This window comes from Diaphorobacter sp. LI3 (genome assembly GCF_022807955.1).
GTDB classification, from domain to species: domain Bacteria; phylum Pseudomonadota; class Gammaproteobacteria; order Burkholderiales; family Burkholderiaceae_C; genus Diaphorobacter; species Diaphorobacter nitroreducens.
In genome coordinates this window covers 3952698-3979266 of the sequence record NZ_CP094346.1, presented here as the reverse complement: position 1 = coordinate 3979266, position 26569 = coordinate 3952698, and the positions used below count along the sequence as shown (strand labels likewise).

Here is a 26569-nt window from a genome sequence, read left to right as displayed (position 1 = left end):
GAGGCCATTTTGGAGGTGGATTCAAGCAGCCGGTGCGGCCGTGCCCGCCGCGGGGTCTGCCAGCGCCAGCAGCCAGTCGCGAAAGCGCACCAGCGTGGCCAGCTGCGCACGCGACTCGGGGTAGCACAGCCAGTAGCCCAGGTCGCTCGTGTAGCCGCCGCCGGGCAGCGGCTCGGTGACGGTGCCGGCGGCAATCTCGTCCCGCACCAGGCAGCGCGGCACCAGGGCCAGGCCCATGCCCACCGACACCGCGCGGATGATGGTCTGGAACTGGTCGAACTGCGGGCCGGCCAGCGGGTCCAGGCCGTTCACGCCATGCGCCTCGGCCCAGTGCTGCCAGGCACCGGGCACGCTCACGTGGCGCAGCAGCGTGTGGCGTGCCACGTCCTGCGGGCTGTGCAGGGGCGGCGCCCCGGCCAGCCCGGCGCGCGGGCCGATCAGGGCCACGTCGTTGCCCGTCAGGTAGTGCGCGCGTGCGCCCGGCCAGTGCCCGTCGCCGAACAGGATGGAGCAGTCCAGCTCGGGGTCGGCAAAGTCGTAGCCGTGCACGTAGGGCACGAAGTGCAGCGTGATCTGCGGGTGCTGCGCACGCAGCTGCGGCAGGCGCGGAATCAGCCACTTGGCGGCCAGCGTGGGCAGCACCGACAGGTGCAGCGCGCCGCCCTCGTCGCCGCTGGTGATCAGCTCCAGCGTGGCCGCCTCCAAGCGGGCGAGCAGGGCGCTCACGGCCTTTTCGTAGCGCTCCCCAGCGGGCGTGAGCGACAGGCGCTTGCGGCTGCGCTCGAACAGCGGAACGCCCACCCAGCGCTCCAGCTCCTGCACCTGCTTGCTCACCGCGCTCTGGGTGAGGTGCAGCGCCTCGGCCGCGCGCGAGATGCCCCCGAAGCGGGCCACGGTACAGAACGCCCGCAGCAGGTGCAGCGGCGGGTGAAGGCGGCGCAGGATCATGGGGTTTGCCGATCAAAACATTCCACAATGGAATGATAACAGGCACAGCTATTGCTTTTCCGTCCGCACCCCTTCGTTTATCTTTCGTGCACCATCAAAGGAGTGAGTCCATGCAACGTCGCAAACTGATTGCCGCGCTGGCGGTTACCTCTGTAGTTTCTGGAATGACCTTCGCCCAGGACAACAGCCGTCCCCTGCGCATCGTCGTGCCCTTCCCGCCGGGCGGCGCCACCGACATTGCCGGCCGCTCGCTGCAGGAACCCCTGCAGCGCCTGCTGGGCCAGCCGGTGGTGATCGAGAACAAGGCCGGTGCGGGCGGCTCCATCGGCATGGCCGAGGTGGCGCGCGCCACCGACGGGCTGACCTTCGGCGTGGCCACGCTGTCCACCCACGGCGTGAACCCGGCCGTGCTGGGCAAGCTGCCCTACGACCCCATCAAGGACTTCGTCGGCGTGACCGAGATCGTCAAGGCGCCCGGCATCATCGTGGTCAACCCCAAGGTGCTGCCCGTCAAGGACTTCGCCGACCTCGTGAAGCACCTGAAGGCCCATCCCGGCAAGGTGGAATACGCGACGCCGGGCAACGGCACCATCGGCCATATGTGGGGCGAGCTGTTCAAGAGCGCCACGGGCACCAGCATGGTGCACATCCCCTACCGCGGTGCGGGCCCGGCCACCAACGACGTGCTGGGCGGCCAGGTGCCGGTGTACTTCGACCAGGTGGCCTCGTCGCTGCCGCACGTGAAGGCCGGCAAGCTCAAGGCCCTGGCCGTGTCCTGGCACGAACGCCTGGCCGTGCTGCCCGACGTGCCCACCTATGCCGAGCTGGGCTACAAGCAGGCCAACGATGCGTCGTGGTTCGGCCTGGTGGCGCCCAAATCCACTCCCGCGGCCCAGGTGCAGCGCGTGCAGCAGGCCGTGGCCCAGGCCCTCAAGGAGCCGGCGGTGCGCGATCGCCTGGCGGCCCAGGGGCTGTATGCGTCGGGCACCACGCCCGCCGAGTTCTCCGCGCAGATCGCGCGTGAAATTGACAAGATGAAACAGGTGGCAGCCTATGCCAAGATCAAACTGGATTGATTTCCACGGAGTGTGCCTATGCAAGCAGTGCTGAAACTGATCCACAGCCAGTACCTGCAGGCCGAGCCCGGCGCAGCCGGCGCCCCTGCGGCGCCGCCCGCTGCGTCACCCGCACGCATGGTCTCCCGCATCGCGGGGCGCACGCCCCTGGTGCTGGATTCGCCGCACAGCGGCACCGTCTACCCCGCTGACTTCCGCGCTGCGCTGGACCTGCCCGTGCTGCGCCGTGCGGAAGACACCCACGTCGAAAAGCTCTACGCCTTCGCGCCCGGGCTGGGCGTGGGCTGGGTGGAGGCGCACTTCCCGCGCATCTACCTGGACGCCAACCGCGACACCACCGAACTGGACGCCACCCTGCTGGACGCGCCCTGGCCCGACCCGGTCACCACCGACCCCGTGGTGCTGCAGAAGGTGCGCCTGGGCAAGGGGCTGATCTGGAAGTTCACCGACGAGGGCGAGCCCATCTACGACCGCCCGCTGGGCGTGGACGAGGTGCGTGCGCGCATCGATCGCTGCTGGGGGCCCTACCACGCGGCGGTGGCGGCCGAGATCGACGCCGCCCACGCGCGCCATGGCTACAGCATTCACCTCAACTGCCACTCCATGCCCGCCGTGGCCGCCAGCCACGCCACGCTCTACCCGGGCCTGCACCATGCCGACTTCGTGGTGGGCGACCGCGACGGGGCCACCGCCAGCCCGGCGCTGTCGCAGCAGATCTGCGCGTTCCTGCGCGAGCGCGGCTACAGCGTGGACTACAACCATCCCTACAAGGGCGTGGAGCTGGTGCGCCGCTACGGCAACCCCGCGCAGCACCGCCACAGCATCCAGGTGGAGATCAACCGCAAGCTCTACATGGATGAGCAGACGCTGGACATCCTGCCGGCAGGGTTCGACCGGCTGCGCGCCGACCTGCGCGCGCTGGTGGAGTCTCTGCTGGCGACCGACCCGCGCGGCTGACCGCTGGCGGCGGCATTCAGGCGGCGGCCTCGGCAGCGAAGGGGCCGCGACCGGCTGTACCGAGGTTCCCAACGCAAGACCCGTTCCCATGGACGGGCCTTTGTCATTCCACGCGCTTGTGCAGGCAAGTGGCGATAAAAAACATAGCTGCTGGCGCTTACCAGGCAAGGGTGAATGCGGGATTTCTTCCCTACGGCCACCGGGCGCCGCCGCGGTGTGCGCCGGCAGTGCATTCCGCATTGGAATGAGATGCGTCGCAATGCTCATTGGTCAGCGGCCCGCGGGGTTACCAGAATGGTTTGTTACCAAAGACCAACCTCGAGGGAGCATTGCATGCAGCGTAGAGACATCCTGACACTGGCGGCCGCTGGCGCCATCCCCGGCCTGGCGAGTGCCCAGGCCTCCAGCAGCACCCTGCGGCTGGTGGTCCCCTTCCCGCAGGGCGGCGCCACCGACATCACCGCGCGTGTGCTGGCCGCGCCGCTGTCGCGCATCCTCGGCATGCCAGTGAAGGTGGACAACCTGCCCGGCGCGGGCGGCGCCACCGGCATGCAGGCGGTGGCCAAGGCCGCGGCCGACGGGATGACGCTGGGCGTGGCCACGCTCTCCACGCACGGCGTGAACCCCGCCGTGTACAAGAAGCTGCCCTACGACGCGATCAAGGACTTTGCGGCGGTGACCGAGATCGTCAAGGCCCCGGGCGTGCTGGTGGTGCACCCCAGCGTGCCGGCGCAAAACTTCGAGCAGTTCATCAAGCTGCTCAAGAGCCAGCCGGGCAAGATCACCTATGCCACGCCCGGTGCGGGCACCATCGGCCACATGTGGGCCGAGTTGCTGCAAAGCACCACCGGCACGTCCATGAAGCACGTGCCCTTCCGCGGCGCGGCGCCCGCCGTGGCCGACTTGCTGGAGGGCAAGGTGCAGGTGTACTGCGACCAGGTGGCGTCGTCGCTGCCTCATATCCAGGCGGGCAAGCTGCGCGCGCTGGCCGTGTCGTGGAATCAGCGCCTGGCTGTGCTGCCCAAGGTGCCCACCTATGCCGAGCTGAGCCTGTTCACCAACAACGATCCGTCGTGGTTCGGTCTGGTGGCACCCGCCGGCACGCCCGCCGTCGTGGTCCGCGCGCGCCGTGACGCCGTCGCACAGGCGCTGGAGGAGCCCGCCGTGCGCAAGGCGTTGGCCGACCACGGGCTGTTCCCCTCGGGTTCGCTGCCCGCGGAATTCGGGGCCCAGATCCAGAAGGAAGTGGACAAGATGCGGCGCGTGAGCCGCTTTGCGCAGATCAGCTTGGACGCGGGCTGACGGCTGACGGCGGGCCGGCAGCGGCGCTGCCGGTGCGAAGGCCGCCATCCATCAAGGCTGCCGCGCGCCATGCCGCGCAGGCCACGGCGGCCGGCAAACCGCGCCGGCGGCGTGCCAGGGATCAGGCGCAGGGGCGCAGCGTCTTGCCCGCCAGCGCCGGCTGCAGCGTGGTGTCCAGGCGGGTGCGCAGCGTGTCGTTCACGGCCGGCAGGCGCAGCATGAAGCCGGGCGCGTCGGCGCGCTCCTGCACCACGCGCGCGGTGCGCACGCCCTGGTTGGCCAGCAGGGCCATGCCGCGCTGCGCGGCCTCCTCGGTGGAAAAGCGCCCCAGCGACAGCCCCGGCTCCAGTGCCGCGCCGGGCCGGTCGTAGGGGATCTTGAGCGCGCGTAACTCGGCGCGCTTCTTGGCCACCGCCTCTTCGTCGGGAAAGCGCCCCATATACACCATCCAGCGGCCCGTGATCGGCGTGGGCTCCAGGGTCCAGCTGCCCTCGGGCAAGGCGGCAGCCGCCTGGCGCAGCGCTTCGGCCTGGCGCGCGTCGAACACGCCCGCCTGCAGGCAGGCCGGGGGCTCCGCGGGCGCGGCGGCGGTTGCGGGGGACGACGCCGCCCCGCTGGCGGGTGCGGAGGCCGGCGCGGAAGACGCCGGGCCCGCCGGTGCCGCGGATGACGCGGCCCCCTTGCCGCCCTGAGGCAGCAGGCGCAGGTTCTGCGGGGCGATCTGCTGCTCCATGCGCTGCGGCTCGGACTCATCCACCGGCGCCAGGCCCCAGCCGCGCAGCAGCCCTTGCGACCAGGCGTAGTAGCCGGCGTTGGCCAGCAGCAGAAGCACGACGGCAAGGCGCAGCATGGCTCAGTCCTTCAGGGTGCGGGGGGCGCGCAAAAAGCGCGGGGAACGCGGCGTGGCGGTCATTGCGGGCGCACGCTGATCTCGGCGCTGGTGACGGGCTGCATGCCGCGCGCGGTGTGCACCAGCAGCGTGCCGTCCTCGGTCACGCCGTGGGCCGTGCCCTGCGTGCCGTCGCTCAGCGTGACGGCGCGCCCGGCCAGCAGGTCGCGCTGCGCAAAGCGCGCCTGGAAGGGGGCGAAGCCATGCTCGGCAAAACCCAGCAGCGCATGCACCAGCGGCGGCGCGATGCGCTGCAGCGCGCTGGCCGCGGTGAGCGTGGTGTCCACCTCGCGCAGGCACGCGGGGGGCGTGCGCAGCCCGTCGGCCAGCACGGGCAACACGTTCAGCCCGATGCCCACCACCACGTAGCGGCTCTGGCCCGCCACCAGCGGCGGCACGGCCGCGCCGGGCGCGGTCAGGGTGGCCGTCTCCACCAGGATGCCGCCGAGCTTGCGCCCATCCTGGAGCCACAGGTCGTTGGGCCACTTGAGCAGGATGCGCGGGTGCCCGCTGCCTTCGGGGGGCAGGACGGGCTGCAGCGCCTGCGCCACGCCCACGCCCACGGCCAGCGACAGGCCCGACCAGTCGTGCGGCGCCAGCGGCAGACCCAGCGAAAACGTGAGCGCGGGCACCACGCCGGTGTCGCGGTAGGTGGCGGCGCTGTGCCAGTCGCGCCCCAGGCGGCCGCGGCCGGCGGTCTGCTCCTCCGTCACCAGCAGCGTGGGCTCCAGCCGGCCGTCGCGCGCGCGGCGCATGAGCTCGCTGTTGGTGGAGTCGATGCTGGGCAAGACCTCCACGGTGAAGCCGGGCAGCAGCGGCGCAATCGCCTCCCACAGGGCCTCGGCCGGCCAGCGCACGGGGGTGGAGGCGGGGCTCACCGCTGGGCGCTCCTGCGGCCCTGGCGGGGTTTCGCGGATTTGGCGGGCTTGCCGGCTTTGCCGCTGCCTTTGGCTTCCTGGGCCTTGCGGGTCTTTGGGGCCTTCCCGGCTTTCTCGGTGGGAGGTTGGGGTGCCAGGCCCGGCGGCGCCCAGCCGCGCTTGGGCGCCAGCAGCGTGCCGCGGCAGTTCTTGCTGCCGCACCAGCAGGGGTATTCGGCCTTCAGCTTGGGCGTGTAGCGCTCTTCGATGATCAGGCCGTAGTCGTAGTTCAGTTCCTCGCCCGCGCGGATGTTGCGCAGCGCGGTGATGAAGATGCGGCCGCCCTGCTCGTCGGCAAAGCAGTTGGGGTCGCAGCTGTGGTTGATCCAGCGCGAGGAATTGCCGCCGAACTTTGCGTCGATCACACGGTCTTCATCCACGTGGAAGTAGAAGGTGTGGTTGGGCTGCGCGGGGTCGTGCGGGTGGCGGTCCTGGGCTTCCTGCCAGCTGATGACCTCGCCCGTGTACTCGACGAGGACCTCGCCCTCGGCAATGTCCTGCACGGCGAACACGCCCTTGCCATGCACGCCCGAGCGCCGGGTCTGGATGCGCCGACCGGCGGCGGGCGTGGGGGCGGCGGTGGAAGCGGTGCGGGGCATGGGGAAACTCTGTTACTTTGAATGTGTGCACACATGCGTGCGCGTGCGCGCGTGTGAGGCGGATTGTAGAAGCGCCAGCAGGGCGCGGTATGGCGTAAGAGACCCACAAAATGACCAAAACACTGGTAATTGCAGAAAAGCCCTCGGTGGCGCAGGACATCGTGCGCGCCCTCACGCCGGTTGCCGGCAAGTTCGAGAAGCACGAGGACCATTTCGAGAATGAGCGCTACGTGGTCACCAGCGCCGTGGGCCACCTGGTGGAGATCCAGGCGCCCGAGGAATTCGACGTCAAGCGCGGCAAGTGGAGCTTTGCCCACCTGCCGGTGATCCCGCCGTATTTCGACCTGAAGCCCGTGGACAAGACCAAGAGCCGCCTGAACGCGGTGGTCAAGCAGGCCAAGCGCAAGGACGTGACCGAACTGGTCAACGCCTGTGACGCGGGCCGCGAGGGGGAGTTGATCTTCCGCCTGATCGAGCAGTACGCCGGCGGCGCCAAGGGGACGTTGGCCAAACCCGTCCGTCGCCTGTGGCTGCAGAGCATGACGCCCCAGGCCATCCGCGACGGCTTCGAGAACCTGCGCAGCGACCAGCAGATGCAGGGCCTGGCCAGCGCCGCGCGCAGCCGCTCCGAGGCCGACTGGCTGGTGGGCATCAACGGCACGCGCGCCATGACGGCCTTCAACTCGCGCGACGGTGGGTTCTTTTTGACCACCGTGGGCCGCGTGCAGACGCCCACGCTGTCGCTGGTGGTGGAGCGCGAGGAAAAAATCCGCAAGTTCGTCAGCCGCGACTACTGGGAAATCCACGCGGGCTTTCATGCCGAAGCCGGCGAATACCTGGGCAAGTGGTTCGACCCCAAGTGGAAGAAGAGCGACGACCCCGAGGCCCGCGCCGACCGCGTCTGGTCGCACCACCAGGCCAAGGACATCGCCGACGCCGTGCGCGGCAAGGCCGCCACCGTCACCGAGGAAAGCAAGCCCACCACCCAGGCATCGCCGCTGCTGTTCGACCTGACCAGCCTGCAGCGTGAGGCCAATGGCAAGTTCGGCTTCTCCGCCAAGACCACGCTGGCCCTGGCGCAAAGCCTGTACGAACGCCACAAGGCGCTGACCTACCCGCGTACCGACTCGCGCGCGCTGCCCGAGGACTACCTGCCCGTGGCCAGGCAGACCTTCGGCATGCTGGCCGGCAGCGGCATGCGCCACCTGGCGCCGTTCGCGCAGCAGGCGCTGGACGACGGCTACGTGCGCCCGTCCAAGCGTATCTTCGACAACAGCAAGGTGAGCGACCACTTTGCCATCATCCCCACCACGCAGGCCCCCAGCGGCCTGTCCGAGGCCGAGCAAAAGCTCTACGACCTGGTGGTGCGCCGCTTCATGGCGGTGTTCTTCCCCAGTGCCGAATACCAGGTCACCACGCGCATCAGCCAGGTGGTGGGCCACTCGTTCAAGACCGAGGGCAAGGTGCTGATCAAGCCCGGCTGGCTGGCCATCTACGGCAAGGAAGCCGCCAACGAGGTCGAAGACGGCAAGGCCGGCGACAAGGGCCAGCCGCTGGTGCCCGTCAAGCCCGGCGAGATGACCCACACCGAGTTCGCCGAGGCCAAGGGCCTGAAGACCAAGCCGCCCGCGCGCTACTCCGAAGCCACGCTGCTGGGCGCCATGGAAAGCGCCGGCAAGCAGATCGACGACGACGAGCTGCGCGAAGCCATGCAGGAGAAAGGCCTGGGCACGCCGGCCACGCGCGCGGCCATCATCGAAGGCCTGCTGACCGAAAAATACATGCTGCGCGAAGGCCGCGAGCTGATCCCCACGGCCAAGGCCTTCCAGCTCATGACGCTGCTGCGCGGCCTGGATGTGCAGGAGCTGTGCCGCGCCGACCTGACGGGCGAGTGGGAATTCAAGCTCGCGCAAATGGAAAAGGGCCAGCTGAGCCGCGAAGCCTTCATGCAGCAGATCCAGGCCATGACCGAGAAGCTGGTCAAGAAGGCCAAGGAATACGACCGCGACACCATTCCCGGCGACTACGCCACCCTGTCCACGCCGTGCCCCAACTGCGGCGGCGTGGTGAAGGAGAACTACCGCCGCTACGCCTGCACGGGCGCGAACGGCGCGGGCGAGGGCTGCGGCTTCTCGTTCACCAAGTCGCCCGCGGGCCGCACGTTTGAAACCGCCGAGGCCGAGCAGCTATTGCGCGACCGCCGCATCGGCCCGCTGGAGGGCTTCCGCTCCAAGGCCGGCTGGCCCTTCGTGGCCGAAGTCACCATCGCCCGCGACGAAGAGGCGGGCAACTACAAGCTCGAATTCGACTTTGGCGACGACAAGAACGCCGAGGAATCGGGCGAGATCGTGGACTTTACCGGCCAGGAAAGCTTAGGTGCCTGCCCCAGCTGCGGCGCCCCCGTGTACGAACACGGCAGCAACTACGTGTGCAGCAAATCGGTGCCCACCGCCCAGCAGCCCACGCCGTCGTGCACCTTCAAGAGCGGCAAGGTCATCCTGCAGCAGCCCGTGGAGCGCGCGCAGATGCAAAAACTGCTGGCCACCGGCAAGACCGACCTGCTGGACAAGTTCGTCAGCATGCGCACGCGCCGCGCGTTCAAGGCCTTCCTGGCCTGGGACAAAGAGGCGGGCAAGGTCAACTTCGAGTTCGAGCAGCGCGAATCCAAATACCCGCCGCGCAAGACGGCTGCTGCAAAAACAGGAGCTGCCAGCGCACGTGGGACGGGCGCTGGAGCCGTAAAAGCCGCTAAACCCGCCACCAAGGCCGCCGCCAAGAAGGCCGCCGCCAAAACCACGGCCGCCAAGACCCCGCGCAAGGCCAGCACCGCCGCCGGCAAGGCGCCCAGCGCCCAACTGGCCGCCGTGATTGGCACTGAACCCGTGGCGCGCCCCGAGGCCGTCAAGAAGTTGTGGGACTACATCAAGGCCCACAACCTGCAGGACCCGCAGGACAAGCGCACCATCGTCGCCGACGACAAGCTGCGCGCCGTCTTCGGCAAGGACCGCATCGGCATGTTCGAGCTGGCCGGCATCCTGGGCCAGCACCTGGCCTGACGCCATGCTGAGCCGCGGCGAGCGCATCTTCTGGGGCGGCCTGGCCGCCGCCGTCATTGCCGGCGCCGCCGCCGCGTGGTGGACGGCCGACCAGTGGACGCCCCACGCCGCCCCCTGGGCCGCGCAGATGTGGCGCAAGATCACCCGCCCCGGCCCCGACACCCTGCCGCGCGACAAGGCCGGCCGGCCCACGCCCGCCGCACAGGGCGCGGCCGGTGCCGCATCGGCGCCCCTGGCGCCGCCGCGCAAATGCCAGCAATCCGATGGCCGCGTGATCTACACCGACCAACCGTGCCCACGGGGCAGCCGGGAGCAGACGGTGGACGGGGCGGTCACGTCCTTGCCTGCGCGCTGAGCGGGCTTTGCCGTGGCACCGGGGTGTGGTGCTCCCCGGCGTTTGGTGCGGCGCCGTGTCTGTCGGGCATTTGACGCCCTGAATTCAAATTGCTCCTGATTGAATAGCTATTAGCGCTTACTGCATAAGCGCTAGGGGCTGTTTTCGTCTTAAGCCGCGCACCGTGCCCCCATCCAGCCGGATGCCCAGGCTCGGGGTTTTCGTCAGTTTGGAATCAGCTTCGCCGCCTATAAGGTTTCAATCCGAAACAAATGGGATGGGCGGGGGAGGAATGGCGACGTTGATACCCGCACTTGGCTCATGCGCGGGACGCATGCAGTCGAGTGAACGCAGGCTGGCCGAGCGGCTAGCGAAAGTTTGAGAAGACGACTGTCGGCTGGTAGGGCATGCCCATAGGCCCCAAGCAGACCTTCACCGAATTCGTGGTAGTGCCTCGCGCTTAATTCAATGTTTCAGCATCACGGAATAAAAGGGAGGAACGCAGTGCGTGTGCATCGGCTAAATTTTAGGCGGTCTAAATTTCTCAATGCTCAGAAATATGCGGTGCTGTATGTGCCGCACGTGTGTTTGGCACACCTTTGACTGCGTTCGTACGATTGTCTAATCCTAGTTAGCCGTCAAAGAAAAACCATGAAGATCATGAAAATTATCACAATCGTCCCCCTTCTCTTAGGCATGCAATTTATCCATGCCCAAACAATAATCCTTGAAAAAGTACATCGAATGGGATTTAAACCATTTTCCACCTCAACAAAAGATGGAGAGTATCAAATAGATTTTGATGGAGAGGTTGTAACCCTACTTAAGAAAGCCGATAGCGCAATCACCTGCAGAATCAGGAGCAACACGCGCCAACTGATAGAGGATGACGCAGGAAAATTGCACAAACCGCGCATTCTAGAGGCGTCATGCCCTGAGTTGACAGATTTGATGATTATTGAAAATATAAAAGGGGGTGTACAAATGAACTTAAGTCGATTCATGGATGGCATGCGCTACAGGAACCCTCTTGAGAAACTAAAATACAGAAACTGACCCCGTTGTTCAATCCTGCCCACATTCCACAGATAGTTCATTAGTCTCCATGTCATTTTTGCCAAGCACTAAAACCATTTCCAAAACTTATATTGGCGGCAAAAATATCACAGTCACTTTTGCCCATATGCACATCGGCGCAAAGTTTATGCTAAAGCTTGCCGAAGAGGATGAAGAAGGACAGTTATACACTCTCGTAGCGTCCCTAATTTTCAGCGCGTTTACGCTTGAAGCATATCTCAATCATCTCGGGAAATTACGCAGTAAGGAATGGGATGAAATTGAACGCAGGCATTCGAAACTTGAGAAATACAAATTATTCGCGCAAGCAGCCGAAATAAAATTCGATTTCAACGTCCGCCCCTACTGCACTTTGAAAGAATTATTTTCCTTCCGTGATCGAATGGCCCATGGAAAAACAACCGAGGAAGCTGTCTCAACCTACATCGACTCACATGAGAAACGCCTTCCTCAAATACATGCAAAAACAGACTGGCAAACATTTGCAACGCTTGAATCCGCCCGACAGTCCATCAAAGATGTGGAGCTACTAATCAAAGAACTTCACTCAATGAGCGGCTATTCTGGCAATCCATTCAGCAAGTTAGGAAGCGCTATCTATGGCGTCGTTCAAGAACGCCCCTAACCCTACGCTCAAGCCAACCCGCCTACGGCGGGCGGCTTATCTGGGCCGTTAGATAGCGAATTTTCTTTATGCCAGAGATATTGAAAATCTCCTCCTCATCCGAACTGCGCGAACCTATTCTTCGAGAGCGTTTAGAACGCGGCTACTGCAGTAGATTACAAGGGTTCTTTGCTTCGCATAACGGCAAAGAGACTGGCTTACTTTTGCATGAAGACTGGAGCGACAGAAAATCTGGTTTAATTTACGAAATTTTTGTTCTTCCTTCATTTAGAAGAAAAGGACTGGGAGCGCTTTTACTCATTTGCGCCGAGCAATATGCAATTCAGCTTGGTTGCGATGTTATTCGTTTAAAACCACATGCAATTGCACAAGAGCCAGATAATATCACTCTAAAAAATTGGTATGAAAAAAACTATCAACCATGCGCAGATATTAACGAATTTATGGAAAAATATTTAAATTCTTCAATTTTATCTATTGATTTTTGAGGCAACTATACATATATCAAAACCACTCATTGTTATGGATTCAATCGAAAAATTACAATTCTCTCTTCATGGAAAAATTGTATATATATTTATCGCCATTCTGTTTTTTGGCGCCAATTGTAATGCGCAAGTTAAAATAGAAGTAGACCCAGCCTACAGGCATATAGTTTCGTCCGAAAAATTGACTCTACCGCGAGGAGAAGCAACTTCCATTGAGCTGCATAGCAATAAATTCGGTGATCACTACGAATTTAGATATATCACCACTGCCCCAATCAAAATTTTTCTGATAAAACAAAAAGACATAGAAGACGAAAATCCAACTCCGAATTTTCTACTGCATCAAACACTGATCGGCTCCGGAGCAAAAACAATTCAGGTACCCGCAAACAATCAGTACGCGGCATTATTTTTAAAAAATGAAAATAGCTACGCAGCAGATACATACATACGAATAGACAGGGTAGGAAAAAGGCCGCAGTCCTCCAGAAAAAACATAGAAAATATTCTAAATATAACAATTGATGCCCTATCCAGAACATATAATTTACCAAGTATAAAAATCATAGCAAAACCATGTGGTGAAGTTAACGCCTTCTCCACCCCTAATATAGTTATTTGCACTGAGCTCATTGGAGACTTGGCTGAAAAAGGAACCATTGGCGCAATACATCCAATATTACTTCATGAACTGGCGCATTCATTAATGTACCTTTGGGGAATTGGAGATTACAGTAACGAGGATTTAGCCGACGAATTTGCCATGATGCTGATGTCAATATCAGCCCCAGATACACTCAACGATCTAATTGCATGGTTCAATAAGCAAGATTCAAAGTCGGAAATTTTATTAAAAAATATCAATGCTAGCAAACACTCGCTCTCCAAACAAAGAGCTGAAAATGCACGTAAAATTCTCCAAAATCCAAACAAATTATTGGAAAAATGGGGAAAATTGATGCACCCTCATAAAAAGTAGAAATTTATCTATCAGTGTGACTCGATGTATTTTTGGTTTGGTTCTAACTATTCGTCGCAGCCGACCGCCTTCGGCGTCGGCTGAAATCAGGGCGTTAGTCCCTTCATATTCCGCTTTATGCAGGCCAGCATTTATTCCAGCGCTTCGCCAATCTCAAAGGTTTCTCCTTTGGAGTTTTGGCGCTGCGCCGGGCTTCGCCTGTCTGCACTGCGCAAGTTTCAAGCCTTTTGGGCCTCCAGCGCTTGTACAGCAAGCGCTACCAGCTATCTTTCTTGCAGCGCTGCGCCGCTTCCGTGGCCCAGCGCTTTTTCCTGGGCCGCGCACGTCTTCAAGGCTGGGCGCTCCCTTTTGGCCTTCGGGTCTAACTCTGCGGTCAAGCGGACGGCTTCGCCGCCGCTTACCTTGGTTCGTTAGAAATTCACATGAAGTCGGTGAAGAAGTCGAACAAGAAATTTGCAGAAAAATTAGCCTCAGTACCTATAGAGTATCAGGCCAGTGTCTATGCAAAAGAAATTAAACTGCAACACCAAGAAAAGCAAATCGAAAATAAAGAAAATTTGGCAAAGCACCGTAGTCTGCTGAAATCTTTGGAGAAGAAATTCCATGAAGAAAAGAGTGAAGAGTCACGCGTAATCCTTCTAAAAGAAATAGAGATTCAAAAGAAGATCATCAAGCGAGCTCCACGACCAAAGCGCAAGTGGTCGCCTATTCTGTCAGGCTCATTTGAATCAAATTTAAGATGAAGATGCGTTCTAAAATTTCGTTCAAATCTCCCCACCCTCGACGGCTACTCACCCTGTCCGCTTGATTTTAGCATTGCATAATGAACGAAATAGATATACCTACTGAAGATGGAAAATTCATCACTTGCAAGTCTATATATGCTTGTAAGAAAAAATGGAAGGATCTCCGAACCATTGAAAAGGAGACACAAGTTCGCTACTGTGCCGACTGCATGAAGCCTGTATTTTTATGCCGGAACCGTAAAGAGCTGATAAAACATGCAAATGATTCACATTGTGTCAATTTTCCCACAAGCCTGGATAGCGAATTCACTGGTTTTGTTCTCGTCTAACCAATCGTCGCAGCCGACCGCCTACGGCGGCGGCTGACCTCAGGGCGTTAGACCTATACCATTACACCGTATGTTGAACTCGATTTTGCGTCGCCTGTCTGCGCCAAAGCGCCTTCGTGAAACTGAAAAGTTTCTGTGGGATTGGTGTCCCAAAGGGGTAGAGGTCGTAAATGACGGCCACTCTTGTTGGCTGCACTATGGTGGGATGATTTACTCCCTAGACTACCAAGATCCGCCTGCTCCTGAAAATATACCAGGGATGACAGAGCATCTAGAAAACCATAAATGGCTAATGTCGCTCGCTGGGGGGGTGTATACGCGCAGAAGCATATTGGAAGCCTGGTGCAAAAAACATTTACCTGATGCCTCTGTGATTGGCGCTAGTGACAACGACATTATTTATCCGGACGAAACTCAAGACCGTCCTATTTATAAGAACCCTCATACGCAGTTTTTTGTGACACACAATGGTCGCTTTGTTGCTCATGCATCAATGAAAACACCTCTGCCGTGGCTTGCATATGAGTTACGCAGAAAAACCATTGCCCTTGAGCATGGCCACAGTATTTATTTCTGAAAGCCTTTGCGCATGCTGGCTCAACTAACATTCTCAAAATACAGGTCTAACCCGTCGGTCAAGGACGCTACGGCCTTCGGCCTCCGCTGGACGTCCCGCAAGCGGGCCGCCCCTTACCTTGCACGTTAGGGTTAGGCATACGACTCGTCCCACGATCACCGGCTGCACAAGCAGGGACTGCTCGTTGATACCTCCTTGTAGCTTTCCTGCGGCTCAGCGCTTCGCCCGCTACTATCTGTGCCCGCGGCGCATGTGCCGCGCGCCTGTCCTCCAGGTGCCCACCAAGCATTTCACCAAGGAGACCCACCCCCCATGTTCAGCCACGTCATGCTGGGAGCCAGCAACCCCGATCAATCCAAGCAGTTCTACGACGCCTTCCTGGGCGCCCTGGGCTGCAAGCCTGGCTTCACCGACCCCAAGGGCCGCACCTTCTGGCGCCACGCGGGCAACACCTTTGCCATCTCCGCGCCCATCAATGGCGAGCCGGCCTGCTTTGGTAACGGCGCCACGACGGGCTTTGCGGCGGAGTCGACCGAGCAGGTGGATGCGGCGCATGCGGCGGGCGTGGCCAGCGGCGGCGTGACGTGTGAAGACCCGCCGGGCTGGCGCGAGCATGCGCCGGGCGGGCGGCTGTACCTGGCCTACCTGCGCGACCCGGCCGGCAACAAGCTGTGCGTGCTGCACCGCCCGCCCAAGGCCGCCTGACCCCCGGAGCGTTCACGCATGCAACTGTCTGAACAATGGGTGCTGGTCACGGGCGGCGCCCGGGGCCTGGGCCAGGCCATCACGCGCGCCGTGGCGCGCGAGGGCGCGGGCGTGGTCATCAACTACCACCGCAGCGATGTCGCCGCCCAGGCGCTGGCCGACGAGCTGGGCCCGCGCGCCATTGCGCTGCAGGCCGACGTGACCGACGCCGCCGCCGTGCAGCGCCTGTTTGCCACTGCGCGCGAGCGCACGGGCGCCCCCATCAGCGCCGTGGTGAACAACGCGCTGGCGCAGTTCTCGTTCGACGGCGATGCGCGCCCCAAGCTGGGCGAGATCACCTGGGAGCGCTTCAGCCAGCAGATCGAGGGCGCGGTCAAGGGCGCGCTCAACACCATGCAGGCCGCGCTGCCCGGCATGCGCGCGCAGGGCTGCGGGCGTGTCGTGAACGTGGGCACCAACCTGTTCCAGAACCCGGTGGTGCCGTACCACGACTACACGGCGGCCAAGGCCGCGCTGCTGTCGCTCACGCGCACGGCGGCGCACGACCTGGGGCCGGATGGGATCACGGTGAACATGGTGTCGGGCGGGTTGCTGCGCACCACCGACGCCAGCAGCGCCACGCCCGAGGCGGTGTTCGATCTCATCGCCAGCATGACCCCGCTGCGCCGCGTGACCACGCCGGCCGAGTTTGCCGACGCGGTGCTGTTCTTCCTCTCGCCCTGGGGCCGCGCCGTGACGGGGCAGAACCTGGTGGTGGACTGCGGCCTCGTCAAGGATTGAAAAAGGAGTTGCCCATGGCATGGACCCACCCCATCACGGCCAAATGGCCCGCCGCGCACCCCGACCGGCTGCAGCTGTATTCGCTGCCCACGCCCAATGGCGTGAAGGTGTCGATCCTGCTGGAAGAGACGGGGCTGCCGTACGAGCCGCACCTGGTGAGCTTCGACACCAACGACCAGCTCTCGCCCGAGTTCCTCGCGCTCAACCCCAACAACAAGATCCCCGCCATCCTCGACCCGCATGGCCCCGGCGGCCAGCCGCTGGCGCTGTTTGAGTCCGGCGCCATCCTGGTCTACCTGGCCGAGAAGACCGGGCGCTTTCTGCCGCAGGACGCTGCCGCGCGCTACGAGACGCTGCAGTGGCTGATGTGGCAGATGGGCGGCGTGGGGCCGATGTTCGGGCAGCTCGGGTTCTTCCACAAGTTCGCGGGCAAGGACTACGAGGACAAGCGCCCGCGCGACCGCTACGTGGCCGAGTCCAAGCGCCTGCTGGGCGTGCTGGAGCAGCGCTTGACGGGCCGCGACTGGATCATGGGCAGCGACTACACCATCGCCGACATCGCCGTGTTCCCCTGGGTGCGTAACCTGGTGGGCTTCTACGGCGCGGGCGACCTGGTGGGCTTTGACGCCTTCCCGCAGGTGCAGCGCGTGCTGGCGGCCTTCGTGGCACGCCCCGCCGTGCAGCGGGGGCTGGAGATTCCGGCGCGGGGCTAATCCGGCGCGGGGCTGACCCGGCGCGGGCCATCCCGGCGCGGGGCTGAACCGCCCGAGGCTCACGCCGCTTAGGGCACACGCGTGGCGCGGTGAGCCGCCACGCACTTGGCGCTGAGCAGCGCAAGCGCACGCACCAGCGGTGGGCGTGCGCCGCACCCCGGTCAGCGCGCAGGTTCATGGTCAAAAACGGCTCTAGCGCTTATGTAGCAAGCGCAAGCAGCTATGCTTTTGATACTTCCACCAGCGCATCCACCACCACGGCGCCCTGGCCTGCGGCGCCCACCATCACCGGGTTCAGGTCCAGCGATGCAATGGCGCCGCCGGCACCCGCGATCACCTGGCCCACGGCCACGGCGATGCGCGACAGGGCGGCCACGTCCAGCGGCGGCTCGCCGCGCACGCCATCCAGCAGCGGGGCGATGCGCAGCGTGCGCAGCGCGGCCTGCACGTCGGCCTCGGAGAACGGGGGCAGCAGCACGGCGCAGTCCTTGAGCGCTTCCACGTACTTGCCGCCGTCGCCCACTACCACCACGGGGCCAAAGATCGGGTCCATGCGCGCCCCCACCATGAACTCGTGCTGGCCCTTGCGCGTGGCCGCCACGATCACGCCGTCGCGCTGCACGCCCATGGCGTCCATCTTGGCCCAGAAGCGCTCGAACAGCTCGGCCGCCTGCTCGCGCGTCTGCACGTTGAGGGCCACCAGCCCGTGCTCGGACTTGTGCGGCACCTCGGCCGAGCAGGCCTTCACGACCGCGGGCGCGCCGATGGCGTCAAACGCTGCGCGCGCCTGGTCGGCGGTACGGCACAGGTGCATGGGAACCGTGGGCACGCCGTGGCGCGCCAGCAGGCCCAGGCTGTCCACCTCGTTGAGAAAGCCCTGTGCGCCGGCAGGCACCTGCACGTGGGGCAATGCGGGCCACGTGGCGCGCGGCTGGCGCATCCGTTCCGTGTGGCCAGCCACCTGGGCCAGCACGGCGATGGCCTCGCCCTCGTTGGGGAAGGTGGCGATGCCGTGCGCGCGAAAGGGCGCGGCCACGCTCTCTTGCCACGCGGCCACGGCCACGGGCTTGCCCGTCGCGGCCTCGAAGGCCGCGGCGTCGCGGGCGAACCGGTCCACGTCGTAGCCCGCGCCGGCCACGGGAATGTTCAGGAAGAACAGGTCCGCCGCCGGGTCCTGCGCCACGGCGGGCAGCACGTCGCCGAACAGGCCGCTGTTGGACAGCAGCGCGGCGGTGACGTCGATGGGGTTGCTGGCGGTGGCAAAGCCCGGCAGCTTGGAGGCCACGTCGGCCTGCGTGGCGGGGCTCAGTTCCGCCAGGGACAGGCCCATGTCTTCGGCGGCGTCGGCGCCCATCACGCAGCTGGCGCCGGAGTTGCTGATCACCACCAGGCGGCGGCCCTCGGGGCGCCAGCCCTTCAGGTAGGCGTGCGCGGCGCGTGCCTGCTCATGCGGGTCGCGCACGCGCCAGATGCCGTGGTGCTTGAAGAACGCGTCCACCGTGCGGTCCTCGTTGGCCAGCGCGCCCGTGTGGGACGACGCGGCCTTTTGCCCGCTGGCCGACCGCCCGGCCTTCACCGCGACGATGGGCAGGTCGCGCTCGCGCGCGTAGGCGGCGGTGGCGGCCAGCATCTCGGGGTGGGCGATGTTCTCCAGGTACAGCAGCAGCAGTTGCACGTCGGGGTCGTGCGCCACGGCCCAGGCCATCTCGGACGCGGTCACGTCGGCCTCGTTGCCCGTGGCATGCACATGGCGCACGCCCAGGCCGCGCCCGCGCAGCAGGCCGTAGGCCATGGCGCTCATGCCGCCGCTCTGGCTCACGATGCCCACGGGGCCGTCCATGGGCGGCACCTCGATGAACATGGTGGAAAAGCCCGCGATGGCGCCCGTGCCGAAGTTGGCCAGGCCCTGCGTGTTGGGGCCGTACAGGCGCATGCCGGCGGCGCGCGCGGTGGCCACCATGTGGTCCTGCAGCTCGCGCCCGGCGGGGCCCGTCTCGCCAAAGCCCGAGGCGATCACCACGGCGGACTTCACGCCGCGCGCGGCGCATTCCTCCACCGCGGCGACGGTCTTGTCGCCGCCCACGGCGATCAGCGCCAGGTCGGGCACCTCGGGCAGCGCGGCCAGGCCGGCGTAGCTCTTGTGGCCCTGCACTTCCTCGCGCGCCGGGTTGATGGGATAGATGGTGCCCCGGTAGCCGTGGCGCTGCATGTAGTGGATGGGCCGGCCGCCGATCTTGTGGATGTTCTCGGAGGCGCCAACGATGGCGACCGAGCGGGGGTTGAGTGCGGAGGTAAGAAGGTCAGACATGATGGGTCGCGAGACGTTGGGCGTTCAGTCGCCCCGCTGCTGGCAGGGGCGTGGAATGCAATGGCAGGTACATAAGCGCGGCGCAGGCAGCCAGCACACGCCAGCTCGGCGGCAACCCGCCCGGGGCCTGAAGCCGGCCGCGCCGCCACCGCAGCGCCCAGCGGGGCGAGCGTGTGGCGCGCGGCGCGGCCATTCAGCGGGCCTCAGTCAATCTTTGCGCCGGAGGCCTTGACCACCTTGCCCCACTTGTCCACCTCGGCCTGCAGGAAGCCGGCGTAGGCGGTGGGCGTGTTCCAAGCGGCGGCAAAGCCCTGGGCCTCAAAGCGCTGTTTCACCTCGGGGTTGTCCAGCGCCTTCTTCAGCTCGGCGTTCAGGCGGTCCACCACTTCCTTGGGCGTGCCCGCGGGCGCCAGCACGCCGTTCCAGGCGATGGCCTCGTAGCCGGGCAGGCCGGACTCGGCCACCGTGGGGATGTCCGGCGCGCTGGGCGAGCGCTGGCTGCTGGTGACGGCCAGGGCTTTCAACTTGCCGGCCTTCACGTGCGGCATGGACGAGAGCATGGTGTCGAACATCAGGTCCGCTTGGCCGCCCATCACGTCGGTGAGTGCGGGCGCGCTGCCCTTGTACGGCACATGGGCCATCTTCACGCCGGCCGACGCGCTGAACAGCTCGGCCGACAGGTGCGTGGACTGCCCGTTGCCGGACGACGCGTAGTTGAGCCCGCCCTGCTTGGACTTGGCCAGCGCGATCAGCTCCTTCACGTTGTTGGCGGGCGTGGCGGGGTGGGTCACGATGACCAGCGGCCCGCTGGTGAGCTGCGAGACGGGCGCGAAGTCCTTGGTGATGGAGTAGTTGAGCTTGCTGAACAGCGAGGGGTTGATGGCGTGCGCCGTGGTGGCCACCACCAGCGTGTAGCCGTCCGCGGGGCTGCGGGCCACGGCTTCGGCGCCGATGTTGGCACCCGCGCCGGGGCGGTTGTCGATCACGAAGGGCTGGCCCATCTGCTCCTGGAGCTTTTGCGCCACCACGCGCGCCACGATGTCGGTGGGGCCGCCGGGTGGGTAGGGCACGACCAGCTTCACGGGCTTGTTCGGGTAGTCGCTGGCCCAGGCAAAGGGCGTGGCGGCGGCGCACAGCGCGGCGCAGGCCAGGCCCGTGAAGCGGCGGCGGTGTAAAGAGGTGAATGGCATGGTTTGTCTCCTTGTGATCTTTCAGTCGATGGATGAAAAGCGCGGCCGATGCAACTGGCGCAACCGAAACCAGGGCAGCCGAGCAAGGGCCTGGGCCGGCCGCGCCGCCCCGCAGCGAGGGCTGCGTCCCCCTGCCCGCGTTGCGCAGCAATGCGAGAGCGGGGGGAGGACGCGAAGCGTCTCAGGGGGGTGTTGCTTCATCTGGCACGAAGCGCAGCAGCGGCCGGCCCAGGTGCTCGAAGAATTCGGCGCGCACGCGCTCGCCGATCTGCACGCCCGCGGCCGCGTGGCCCATGAGGCGCGGGCCCTCGTCGAGCTGCACGATCACCAGCGTGTAGGGCGCCAGCGCGCGGAAGTCCTCCGAGGGCGCGCGCGCCACCACCGTGGTGGCGCGCGCGGTGGCGGTGCCGGCGGCGGCGCGCCAGTCCAGCCCCTCGTGGCCGCAGCGTTGGCACGCGTAGCGCGCCAGGGTCTGGGCATGGCCGCAGGCGGCGCAGCTTTGAAAGCGCACCACGCCCGCGCGCAGGCCGTCGTTGAAAGGGGTTGCCAGCGAGGTCATGGCGGTCAGCCCTCCGTTGAAAGAATGAGGCTCACGTGGGACGACATCACGCCCCCGTCGGCATGGATGAAGGCGCGTTGCGGCGCACGGATCTGCCGCTCGCCCGCCTGGCACGTCATCTGCCGCCAGGCCTCCACGGTGTGGGCCATGCCGCCGGCCACGCCGCAGTGGCCGAACGACAGCAGGCCGCCGTGCGTGTTCAGCGGCAGCGCACCGGTGGGCGCGAAGTCGCCCGCGCGGGCCCGTGCGGCGGCGCCGGCGCGCGGCGCGAAGCCGATCTCTTCGAGCAGCATCACCAGCGTGATCGTGAATGAGTCGTAGATGCCCAGGTAGTCGATGTCCGCAGGGCTCAGGCCGGCCTCGGCAAAGGCTTGGGCGGCGGCATCGGATGCGCCGCACCGCATCACGTCCGCCATGGCGGTGAGGTGCTGGTGGCGGTGTGCCTGGCCCGCGCCCGCCAGGCGCACCGGGGCGTGCGGGCCGGGCTCGGCCGAGACGACGAACGCCATGGCGCCGTCGGAAATGGGGCAGCAGTCCAGCAGCGACAGCGGCGCGGCGATGGGCTTGGCGGCTAGCACCTCGGCATGGGTGATGGGCGTGCGCAGGTGCGCCTCGGGGTGGCGCGCGGCGTTGGCGCGCATGAGCACGGCGAACTCGGCCAGGTCGGCGCTGGTGACGCCCGTGCGGTACATGTATTCCGAGGCCATCAGCGCGTAGTACGCGGGCACGCTGGCGCCGTTGGGCACCTCGTAGTCGGCGTCGCCCACCTGGGCCAGGGTCTGGATGGAGCTGTCGCGCGACTGGCCCGTGAGGCGGTTCTCCCCCGCCACCACCAGCACGTTGCGGCAGCGGCCCGAGCGCACCAGCTCACGCGCGGCCATCAGCATGGCCGCGCCCGTGGCCCCGCCCAGCTGCATGCTGTGCGCGTAGCGCGGCGCCAGTGCGAAGCGCTCGCAGAACAGCGTGGACAGCATCAGGTGCGGCAGCGTGGTGGCGTAGCCGCACAGCACGCCGTCGATGTCGGCGCGTGCCAGGCCGGCGCTGGCCAGCGCCTGGTGCGCGGCGCCGGCCATCAGGTCGAGCGCGCCGCGCCCTTCGTGGCGGCCAAAGGGTGTGCTGCCCGCGCCGCGCAGGTAGGCGGGGGAGGGTGGGGTCATCGCGGGGTCTCCGGGAGGGGTCTTGAGGGGGAGGCTGCGCCGGCCTGGCGGCGGCTGGTGCGCACGGCCTCGGACCAGCGCACCTGGCATACGGTGGATTCGCGCATCAGCGCCTGGGCCATGGCGGCTTCCCGCGCGAGGATGCGCTCGTTCAGCGCGGCAATGCTCAGGGCCGCCACGGGGCGGCCCTCGGGGTCGAGTACGGGCACGGCGATGCCGCCCATGCGCTCGACGACCACGTCCAGCAGCACCACGTGGCCGCGTTCGCGCGCGTCGGCGATGCGCTCGCGCAGCAGCGCGGGCGTGATGCGCGGGTAGCGGCTCATCTGGTTGGCGAGGATTTCCAGCGCCGCCTCGCGCTCGGCCTCGGGCATCCAGGCCAGCAGCGCCAGGCTGCCGGCCCCGGCGCCCAGCGGGCGGCGGCTGCCCACGCGCAGGTAGTTGGCGCGGATGGGGTAGGTGCCTTCCTCCACGTCGATGCACAGCGACTCCACGCCGCTGGGGATGGACAGCACCACGCTGTCCTCGAACTGGCCCACCAGCCGCAGCAGGCTGGGGCGCGCCAGCGGCCGCGGGTCAAAGCGCCGCAGCGCGGCCGCGCCCAGCACCATGAGTTCGGGCCCGAGCGAGAACTGCTTGCTCTGCGCATCGCGCGCGACGAAGCCGTCGCGCACCATCACCTCCAGCAGGCGCAGCGTAGTGGCCTTGTCCAGTTCGGCCGCGGCGGCAATGTCGGTCAGGCGCGCGTTGCCGCCTTCGGACATCACCCGCAGCACGCGCATGGCGCGCTCCACGGTGGACGTGCTGCCACCGGGCAGGTGGTTCACCACGGCCTTGGGGCGTGCGCTGGAGGGGGTGGGGGGCATGGTGCGTGTTTCTTTGGATGAAACGTGATCTGTCATGAAATTTAGGTGTGGGTGCGGTGGTTGGTCAAAGACCGTGTTTTAAATTTCAATGGCTAAAACAGTTGCGCCGCGATGCGAGGGCTTACCCTGATGAAAGCGGCGGCCGTGTCGCGCGCATGCCCCACAATCGCCGCCTTGCCGACCCTTGTGCGCGCCCGTTGCGGTGCACGCCGCCCTTCCATGCCCCATGCCGTTTCCTTGCTGCGCGCCGCGCGCCTGGCCCGCAGCGCCAAGCCGTTCCTGGCGCGCGGCGGCTCGCGCCGCGAGCGTTGCGAGGGCTGCCGCCTGCCCCTGAGCCACTGCCAGTGCGCGCTGCGCCCGCAGCCCGCGGTGCGCGCGGGTATGTGCCTGCTGATGGCGGACACCGAGCCGCTCAAGCCCAGCAACACGGGCTGGCTGATCGCCGACCTGGTGCCCGACACCCACGCGTTTGGCTGGGCGCGCACCGAGGTCGATCCCGCCCTGCTGGCGCTGCTGGCCGACCCGCAGTGGCAGCCCTACGTGGTGTTCCCGGGTGAGTTCGCGCAGGCCGCGCGCGTGGTGCAGGCCGTGGCGCCACAGGCCGACGCGGCTGCGCCCGCCGCTGCGCCGCAGGGCCCGCGCCCGCTGTTCGTGCTGCTGGACGCCACCTGGCCCGAGGCGCGCAAGATGTTCCGCAAAAGCCCCTATCTGGACCGCTTCCCGGTGCTGAGCCTGCACAGCGACGAGGCCTCGCGCTACCGGCTGCGCCGCTCCAAGCGCAGCGACCATTTCTGCACCGCCGAGGTGGCGGCGCTGTGCCTGGCGCAGGCGGGCGACACGCACGCGGCCGCGTTGCTGCTGGCCTGGCTGGACGTGTTCAGCGAGCGCTACCTGCTGGCCAAGCACCAGCGCCCCGTGGACCTGGACAGCGCTGCGCACCAGCAACTGCGCGCGCTGGCCGGCGCGCAGCACACCGGTTGACGCAGCTGGTTGCACTGCGGGCCGCGGCGCTGCGCACAATGCCAAGTCTTTCGCTGACAACGCCATGCACCGCCGACTCGCCCTCTCGCACACACTGACCGCCGCCCTGGCACTGGCCGCCGGCTGTGCCAGCGCGCAGCCCAGCTACACCATCAGCACCCAGCAGCTGCAGCAGGCGCTGGCCGAGCGTTTCCCGCGCAGCTACCCGCTGGGCGGGCTGCTGGACCTGCAGTTGCAGACGCCGCAACTCACGCTGCTGCCCGAGCGCAACCGCCTCAACGCCGTGCTGGACGTGGCGGCCAGCGGCGCGCTGCTGCAGGCGCGGCGATACACGGGCGCGTTCGATGTGGACTTCGGCCTGCGCTACGAACCCACCGACCGCACCATCCGCGCGCACGACCTGCATGTGAACGCGCTGCGCCTGGACGGTGTGCAGCCCTCTGCCGCCGGCATGCTGCAGCGCTACGGCCAGCAGTTGGCCGACCAGTCGCTGCGCGAGGTGGTGCTGCACCAGCTGCGCGACAAAGACCTGGCGCTGGCCGACGGCATGGGCCTGCAGCCCGAGAGCATCACCGTCACTCCGCGCGGGTTGCTGGTGCGCTTCGGCACCAAGCCGCTGTCGTGAATGCTGCGCTACTCATAGCGCTTCGCGCTGGATACGCAAGCGCTGCAGCCTGTTTGGATGCAAATGCGCAGCGCGAGGGAGGCTGTCCTACGCCGTTGCGCCGCCAGCGCGGTTACAAATAGGGTTTTGGCCCTTCGTTGCGCCGCGCAGCGTCTGCGCGGCCCGCCGCACCATGACCACAGCTTTGCCCGCCAGCCCGTCCAGCGTCTTTGCGTCCTCGCCCAATCCGGTGGTGGTGATCACCGGCGCCTCCAGCGGCATCGGCCATGCCACGGCGCTGGCGTTTGCGCGCCGCGGCGCGCGCCTGGTGCTGGCCGCGCGCAACCCTGACACGCTCGCCCCTGTGGCGCTGGCCTGCCGCGCCGAGGGTGGGCAGGCGCTGGGCATTCCCACCGACGTGACCGACGCCGACGCGGTGCAGGTCCTGGCCGACAAGGCGGTGCGCCACTTCGGGCGCATCGATGTGTGGATCAACGGCGTGGGCGTGGGAGCCGTGGGGCGCTTTGACGATGTGCCGCTGGCCGCGCACCGCCGCGTGATCGAGTCCAACCTGCTGGGCCACGTGCACGGCGCGCACGCGGCGCTCACGCGCTTTCGCGCGCAGGGCCACGGCCTGCTGGTGAACCTGATCTCGCTGGGCGGCTGGGTGCCCGCGCCCTACGCGGCCGCCTACACGGCCAGCAAGTTCGGCCTGCGCGGCCTGTCCGAAAGCCTGCGCGCCGAGGTGGTCGACCTGCCCCAGGTGCATGTGTGCGACGTCGCGCCCACCTTCGTCGATTCGCCGGGCCTGTCGCATGGCGCCAACTACACGGGCCGGCGCATCCGCCCGCCGCTGCCCATGGTGGACCCGCGCGCGGTGGCCCAGGCCATCGTGGACCTGGCCGATGCGGCCCAGCCGCGCGCCGTCACCTGGCTGGGCCTGGGCGCGATGCCCGGGCGTGTGGCGCATGCGCTGGCGCCGCAGGGCACGGCGCGCGCCATGCGCTGGTTCAGCGACCTGGGGCTGCGCCGGGCAGCGCCCGCGCCGCTCACCCAAGGCAATCTGTTTGCCCCCTCGCACCAGACTTCCATCGACGGCGGCCACCGCCAGCGCATGGCCGGATCGGCCACGGTGGTGGCGGTACTCGGTGTGGTCGGCCTGGCGGTGGGCTGGTGGTGGGGGCGCGGACGGCGCTGATGCTCCTATTTGCATAGCTGTCAGCGCTTGATGGGCGGGTGCTGCAGGCCTTTTTTATGCAAAGCAGCAGCGCCCGGCGTTTTCCTACAGCCCGCGCGCGGCCGGCTGCCTACGATGGCGCTGCCGGGGCCGCACCATGTGTGGCGCGGCATCCCACCTGCCACCGCCAGGACGCCGCCATGACCTCTCGCCCCTCCCACACCGACGCCACCGAGGCCGCGCCGCCGCCGGCCGAAAGCCACCCCGCCCACACCTTCACGCTGTACGCGTCGGGCGGGCGCGTGTACGCCAGCAATGTGCGCGACAAGCTCATCGACCTGGGCGCCCTCGCACCGCAGGCGCAGGGCTGGGCCTACCAGCTGGATGGCGACGGGCGCGTGGAGGCCGAAGGCTTTGACGATGCGCGGCAGGCGCTGGCCCACATCGCCGCCAGCATCACCTTCCTGTACCTGGACGGGCAGTTCACCGCGCTGCAGGACCTGGGCGACCGCGCCCGCCCCGATGTGCGCGGGGCGCCGCAGATCCAGGTGGCGCTGGACCCGCGCGGACAGGCCCGGCCCGCCATCGGCGCGGCGGCGTAGGCGGTGCCTTTCAACCCCACGGCCCTTT

The 26569-nt window shown here is 65.9% G+C and carries 29 protein-coding genes; 20 read left to right on the top strand and 9 right to left on the bottom strand.

Annotated elements, in window-relative coordinates; translation table 11 throughout:
- Window positions 1-21: 21 nt before the first annotated feature.
- Complete coding sequence (locus tag MRB47_RS18590; protein ID WP_172208908.1) at window positions 22-948, bottom strand: LysR substrate-binding domain-containing protein; 927 nt, start codon at window positions 946-948, stop codon at window positions 22-24.
- 110 nt (window positions 949-1058) lie between these two features.
- Between MRB47_RS18590 and MRB47_RS18585 the strand changes: the two genes are divergently transcribed.
- The 3 genes from MRB47_RS18585 (at window position 1059) to MRB47_RS18575 (ending at window position 4283) form a co-directional block, all read left to right on the top strand.
- Complete coding sequence (locus tag MRB47_RS18585; RefSeq protein ID WP_011807079.1) at window positions 1059-2024, top strand: Bug family tripartite tricarboxylate transporter substrate binding protein; 966 nt, start codon at window positions 1059-1061, stop codon at window positions 2022-2024.
- Between the two features lie 18 nt (window positions 2025-2042).
- Window positions 2043-2981: an N-formylglutamate amidohydrolase gene (locus tag MRB47_RS18580; protein ID WP_252101435.1), complete on the top strand. Its 939-nt coding sequence runs from the start codon at window positions 2043-2045 to the stop codon at window positions 2979-2981.
- Between the two features lie 333 nt (window positions 2982-3314).
- Entirely contained in the window at window positions 3315-4283 is a 969-nt protein-coding gene (locus MRB47_RS18575) for a tripartite tricarboxylate transporter substrate binding protein BugE (protein ID WP_252101434.1), read from the top strand.
- A gap of 121 nt (window positions 4284-4404) precedes the next feature.
- Here MRB47_RS18575 and MRB47_RS18570 read toward each other — a convergent pair whose 3' ends face one another.
- Genes MRB47_RS18570 through MRB47_RS18560 form a run of 3 tightly spaced genes read right to left on the bottom strand, consistent with a single transcriptional unit; the run spans window position 4405 to window position 6688 of the window.
- A complete protein-coding gene (locus MRB47_RS18570; RefSeq protein WP_252101433.1) occupies window positions 4405-5133 on the bottom strand; it encodes an SPOR domain-containing protein in 729 nt (242 codons plus the stop codon).
- 59 nt (window positions 5134-5192) lie between these two features.
- Window positions 5193-6050 (bottom strand): biotin--[acetyl-CoA-carboxylase] ligase, encoded by an 858-nt coding sequence (locus MRB47_RS18565; RefSeq protein WP_252101432.1) that lies wholly within the window; start codon window positions 6048-6050, stop codon window positions 5193-5195.
- Window positions 6047-6688 carry an SET domain-containing protein gene (locus tag MRB47_RS18560; RefSeq protein ID WP_252101431.1) on the bottom strand — a complete coding sequence of 214 codons (642 nt, stop codon included), beginning with the start codon at window positions 6686-6688 and terminating at the stop codon, window positions 6047-6049. The genes MRB47_RS18565 and MRB47_RS18560 overlap by 4 nt, the downstream gene beginning before the upstream one ends.
- Before the next feature lie 110 nt (window positions 6689-6798).
- Between MRB47_RS18560 and MRB47_RS18555 the strand changes: the two genes are divergently transcribed.
- The 13 genes from MRB47_RS18555 to MRB47_RS18500 all read left to right on the top strand — a co-directional run bounded on the left by MRB47_RS18555 (window position 6799) and on the right by MRB47_RS18500 (window position 17097).
- The gene (locus MRB47_RS18555; RefSeq protein ID WP_252101430.1) at window positions 6799-9744 is read left to right on the top strand and encodes a DNA topoisomerase III; all 2946 of its coding nucleotides are present in this window, start codon (window positions 6799-6801) and stop codon (window positions 9742-9744) included.
- Between the two features lie 4 nt (window positions 9745-9748).
- Entirely contained in the window at window positions 9749-10099 is a 351-nt protein-coding gene (locus MRB47_RS18550) for a DUF4124 domain-containing protein (RefSeq protein WP_252101429.1), read from the top strand.
- 630 nt (window positions 10100-10729) lie between these two features.
- Window positions 10730-11134 (top strand): hypothetical protein, encoded by a 405-nt coding sequence (locus tag MRB47_RS18545; RefSeq protein WP_252101428.1) that lies wholly within the window; start codon window positions 10730-10732, stop codon window positions 11132-11134.
- 49 nt (window positions 11135-11183) lie between these two features.
- A complete protein-coding gene (locus MRB47_RS18540) occupies window positions 11184-11780 on the top strand; it encodes a hypothetical protein (RefSeq protein WP_252101427.1) in 597 nt (198 codons plus the stop codon).
- Window positions 11755-11832 carry a DUF1010 domain-containing protein gene (locus MRB47_RS20035; protein ID WP_411275758.1) on the top strand — a complete coding sequence of 26 codons (78 nt, stop codon included), beginning with the start codon at window positions 11755-11757 and terminating at the stop codon, window positions 11830-11832. The genes MRB47_RS18540 and MRB47_RS20035 overlap by 26 nt, the downstream gene beginning before the upstream one ends.
- Before the next feature lie 28 nt (window positions 11833-11860).
- Window positions 11861-12268, top strand: a complete 408-nt coding sequence (locus MRB47_RS18535) for a GNAT family N-acetyltransferase (protein WP_252101426.1) — start codon at window positions 11861-11863, stop codon at window positions 12266-12268.
- A 34-nt stretch (window positions 12269-12302) separates the two neighbouring features.
- Window positions 12303-13247: a DUF4344 domain-containing metallopeptidase gene (locus tag MRB47_RS18530; protein ID WP_252101425.1), complete on the top strand. Its 945-nt coding sequence runs from the start codon at window positions 12303-12305 to the stop codon at window positions 13245-13247.
- Window positions 13248-13364: 117 nt separating this feature from the next.
- On the top strand, window positions 13365-13661 hold the full coding sequence (locus MRB47_RS18525) for a DUF1010 domain-containing protein (RefSeq protein ID WP_252101424.1): 297 nt from the start codon (window positions 13365-13367) through the stop codon (window positions 13659-13661).
- Window positions 13662-13669: 8 nt separating this feature from the next.
- Window positions 13670-13990, top strand: a complete 321-nt coding sequence (locus MRB47_RS18520; protein WP_252101423.1) for a hypothetical protein — start codon at window positions 13670-13672, stop codon at window positions 13988-13990.
- A 402-nt stretch (window positions 13991-14392) separates the two neighbouring features.
- The gene (locus MRB47_RS18515; protein WP_252101422.1) at window positions 14393-14899 is read left to right on the top strand and encodes a hypothetical protein; all 507 of its coding nucleotides are present in this window, start codon (window positions 14393-14395) and stop codon (window positions 14897-14899) included.
- Between the two features lie 312 nt (window positions 14900-15211).
- Window positions 15212-15604: a VOC family protein gene (locus MRB47_RS18510; RefSeq protein WP_015914558.1), complete on the top strand. Its 393-nt coding sequence runs from the start codon at window positions 15212-15214 to the stop codon at window positions 15602-15604.
- Window positions 15605-15622: 18 nt separating this feature from the next.
- Complete coding sequence (locus tag MRB47_RS18505) at window positions 15623-16384, top strand: 3-oxoacyl-ACP reductase (RefSeq protein ID WP_252101421.1); 762 nt, start codon at window positions 15623-15625, stop codon at window positions 16382-16384.
- A 14-nt stretch (window positions 16385-16398) separates the two neighbouring features.
- Window positions 16399-17097 carry a glutathione S-transferase N-terminal domain-containing protein gene (locus MRB47_RS18500; RefSeq protein ID WP_252101420.1) on the top strand — a complete coding sequence of 233 codons (699 nt, stop codon included), beginning with the start codon at window positions 16399-16401 and terminating at the stop codon, window positions 17095-17097.
- Between the two features lie 220 nt (window positions 17098-17317).
- On the opposite strand, the gene MRB47_RS18495 is transcribed toward MRB47_RS18500, so the two are convergent.
- The 5 genes from MRB47_RS18495 to MRB47_RS18475 form a co-directional block, all read right to left on the bottom strand.
- Entirely contained in the window at window positions 17318-19405 is a 2088-nt protein-coding gene (locus tag MRB47_RS18495) for an acetate--CoA ligase family protein (RefSeq protein ID WP_252101419.1), read from the bottom strand.
- A 203-nt stretch (window positions 19406-19608) separates the two neighbouring features.
- The gene (locus tag MRB47_RS18490; RefSeq protein WP_015914553.1) at window positions 19609-20595 is read right to left on the bottom strand and encodes a tripartite tricarboxylate transporter substrate binding protein; all 987 of its coding nucleotides are present in this window, start codon (window positions 20593-20595) and stop codon (window positions 19609-19611) included.
- Between the two features lie 181 nt (window positions 20596-20776).
- On the bottom strand, window positions 20777-21154 hold the full coding sequence (locus MRB47_RS18485) for a Zn-ribbon domain-containing OB-fold protein (RefSeq protein ID WP_015914552.1): 378 nt from the start codon (window positions 21152-21154) through the stop codon (window positions 20777-20779).
- 5 nt (window positions 21155-21159) lie between these two features.
- Window positions 21160-22311 carry a thiolase family protein gene (locus MRB47_RS18480; RefSeq protein ID WP_252101418.1) on the bottom strand — a complete coding sequence of 384 codons (1152 nt, stop codon included), beginning with the start codon at window positions 22309-22311 and terminating at the stop codon, window positions 21160-21162.
- Window positions 22308-23177 carry an IclR family transcriptional regulator gene (locus MRB47_RS18475; protein ID WP_252101417.1) on the bottom strand — a complete coding sequence of 290 codons (870 nt, stop codon included), beginning with the start codon at window positions 23175-23177 and terminating at the stop codon, window positions 22308-22310. Before MRB47_RS18475 ends, MRB47_RS18480 begins: the two co-directional genes overlap by 4 nt.
- Before the next feature lie 219 nt (window positions 23178-23396).
- Between MRB47_RS18475 and MRB47_RS18470 the strand changes: the two genes are divergently transcribed.
- The 4 genes from MRB47_RS18470 to MRB47_RS18455 all read left to right on the top strand — a co-directional run bounded on the left by MRB47_RS18470 (window position 23397) and on the right by MRB47_RS18455 (window position 26541).
- Window positions 23397-24158, top strand: a complete 762-nt coding sequence (locus tag MRB47_RS18470; protein WP_088888163.1) for a tRNA-uridine aminocarboxypropyltransferase — start codon at window positions 23397-23399, stop codon at window positions 24156-24158.
- Between the two features lie 64 nt (window positions 24159-24222).
- On the top strand, window positions 24223-24783 hold the full coding sequence (locus tag MRB47_RS18465) for a DUF1439 domain-containing protein (RefSeq protein WP_252101416.1): 561 nt from the start codon (window positions 24223-24225) through the stop codon (window positions 24781-24783).
- A 172-nt stretch (window positions 24784-24955) separates the two neighbouring features.
- Window positions 24956-25960, top strand: coding sequence for an SDR family oxidoreductase (locus MRB47_RS18460; protein ID WP_252101415.1), 1005 nt, complete (start codon window positions 24956-24958; stop codon window positions 25958-25960).
- Between the two features lie 179 nt (window positions 25961-26139).
- Window positions 26140-26541: a hypothetical protein gene (locus tag MRB47_RS18455; RefSeq protein WP_196994830.1), complete on the top strand. Its 402-nt coding sequence runs from the start codon at window positions 26140-26142 to the stop codon at window positions 26539-26541.
- Window positions 26542-26569: the final 28 nt, after the last annotated feature.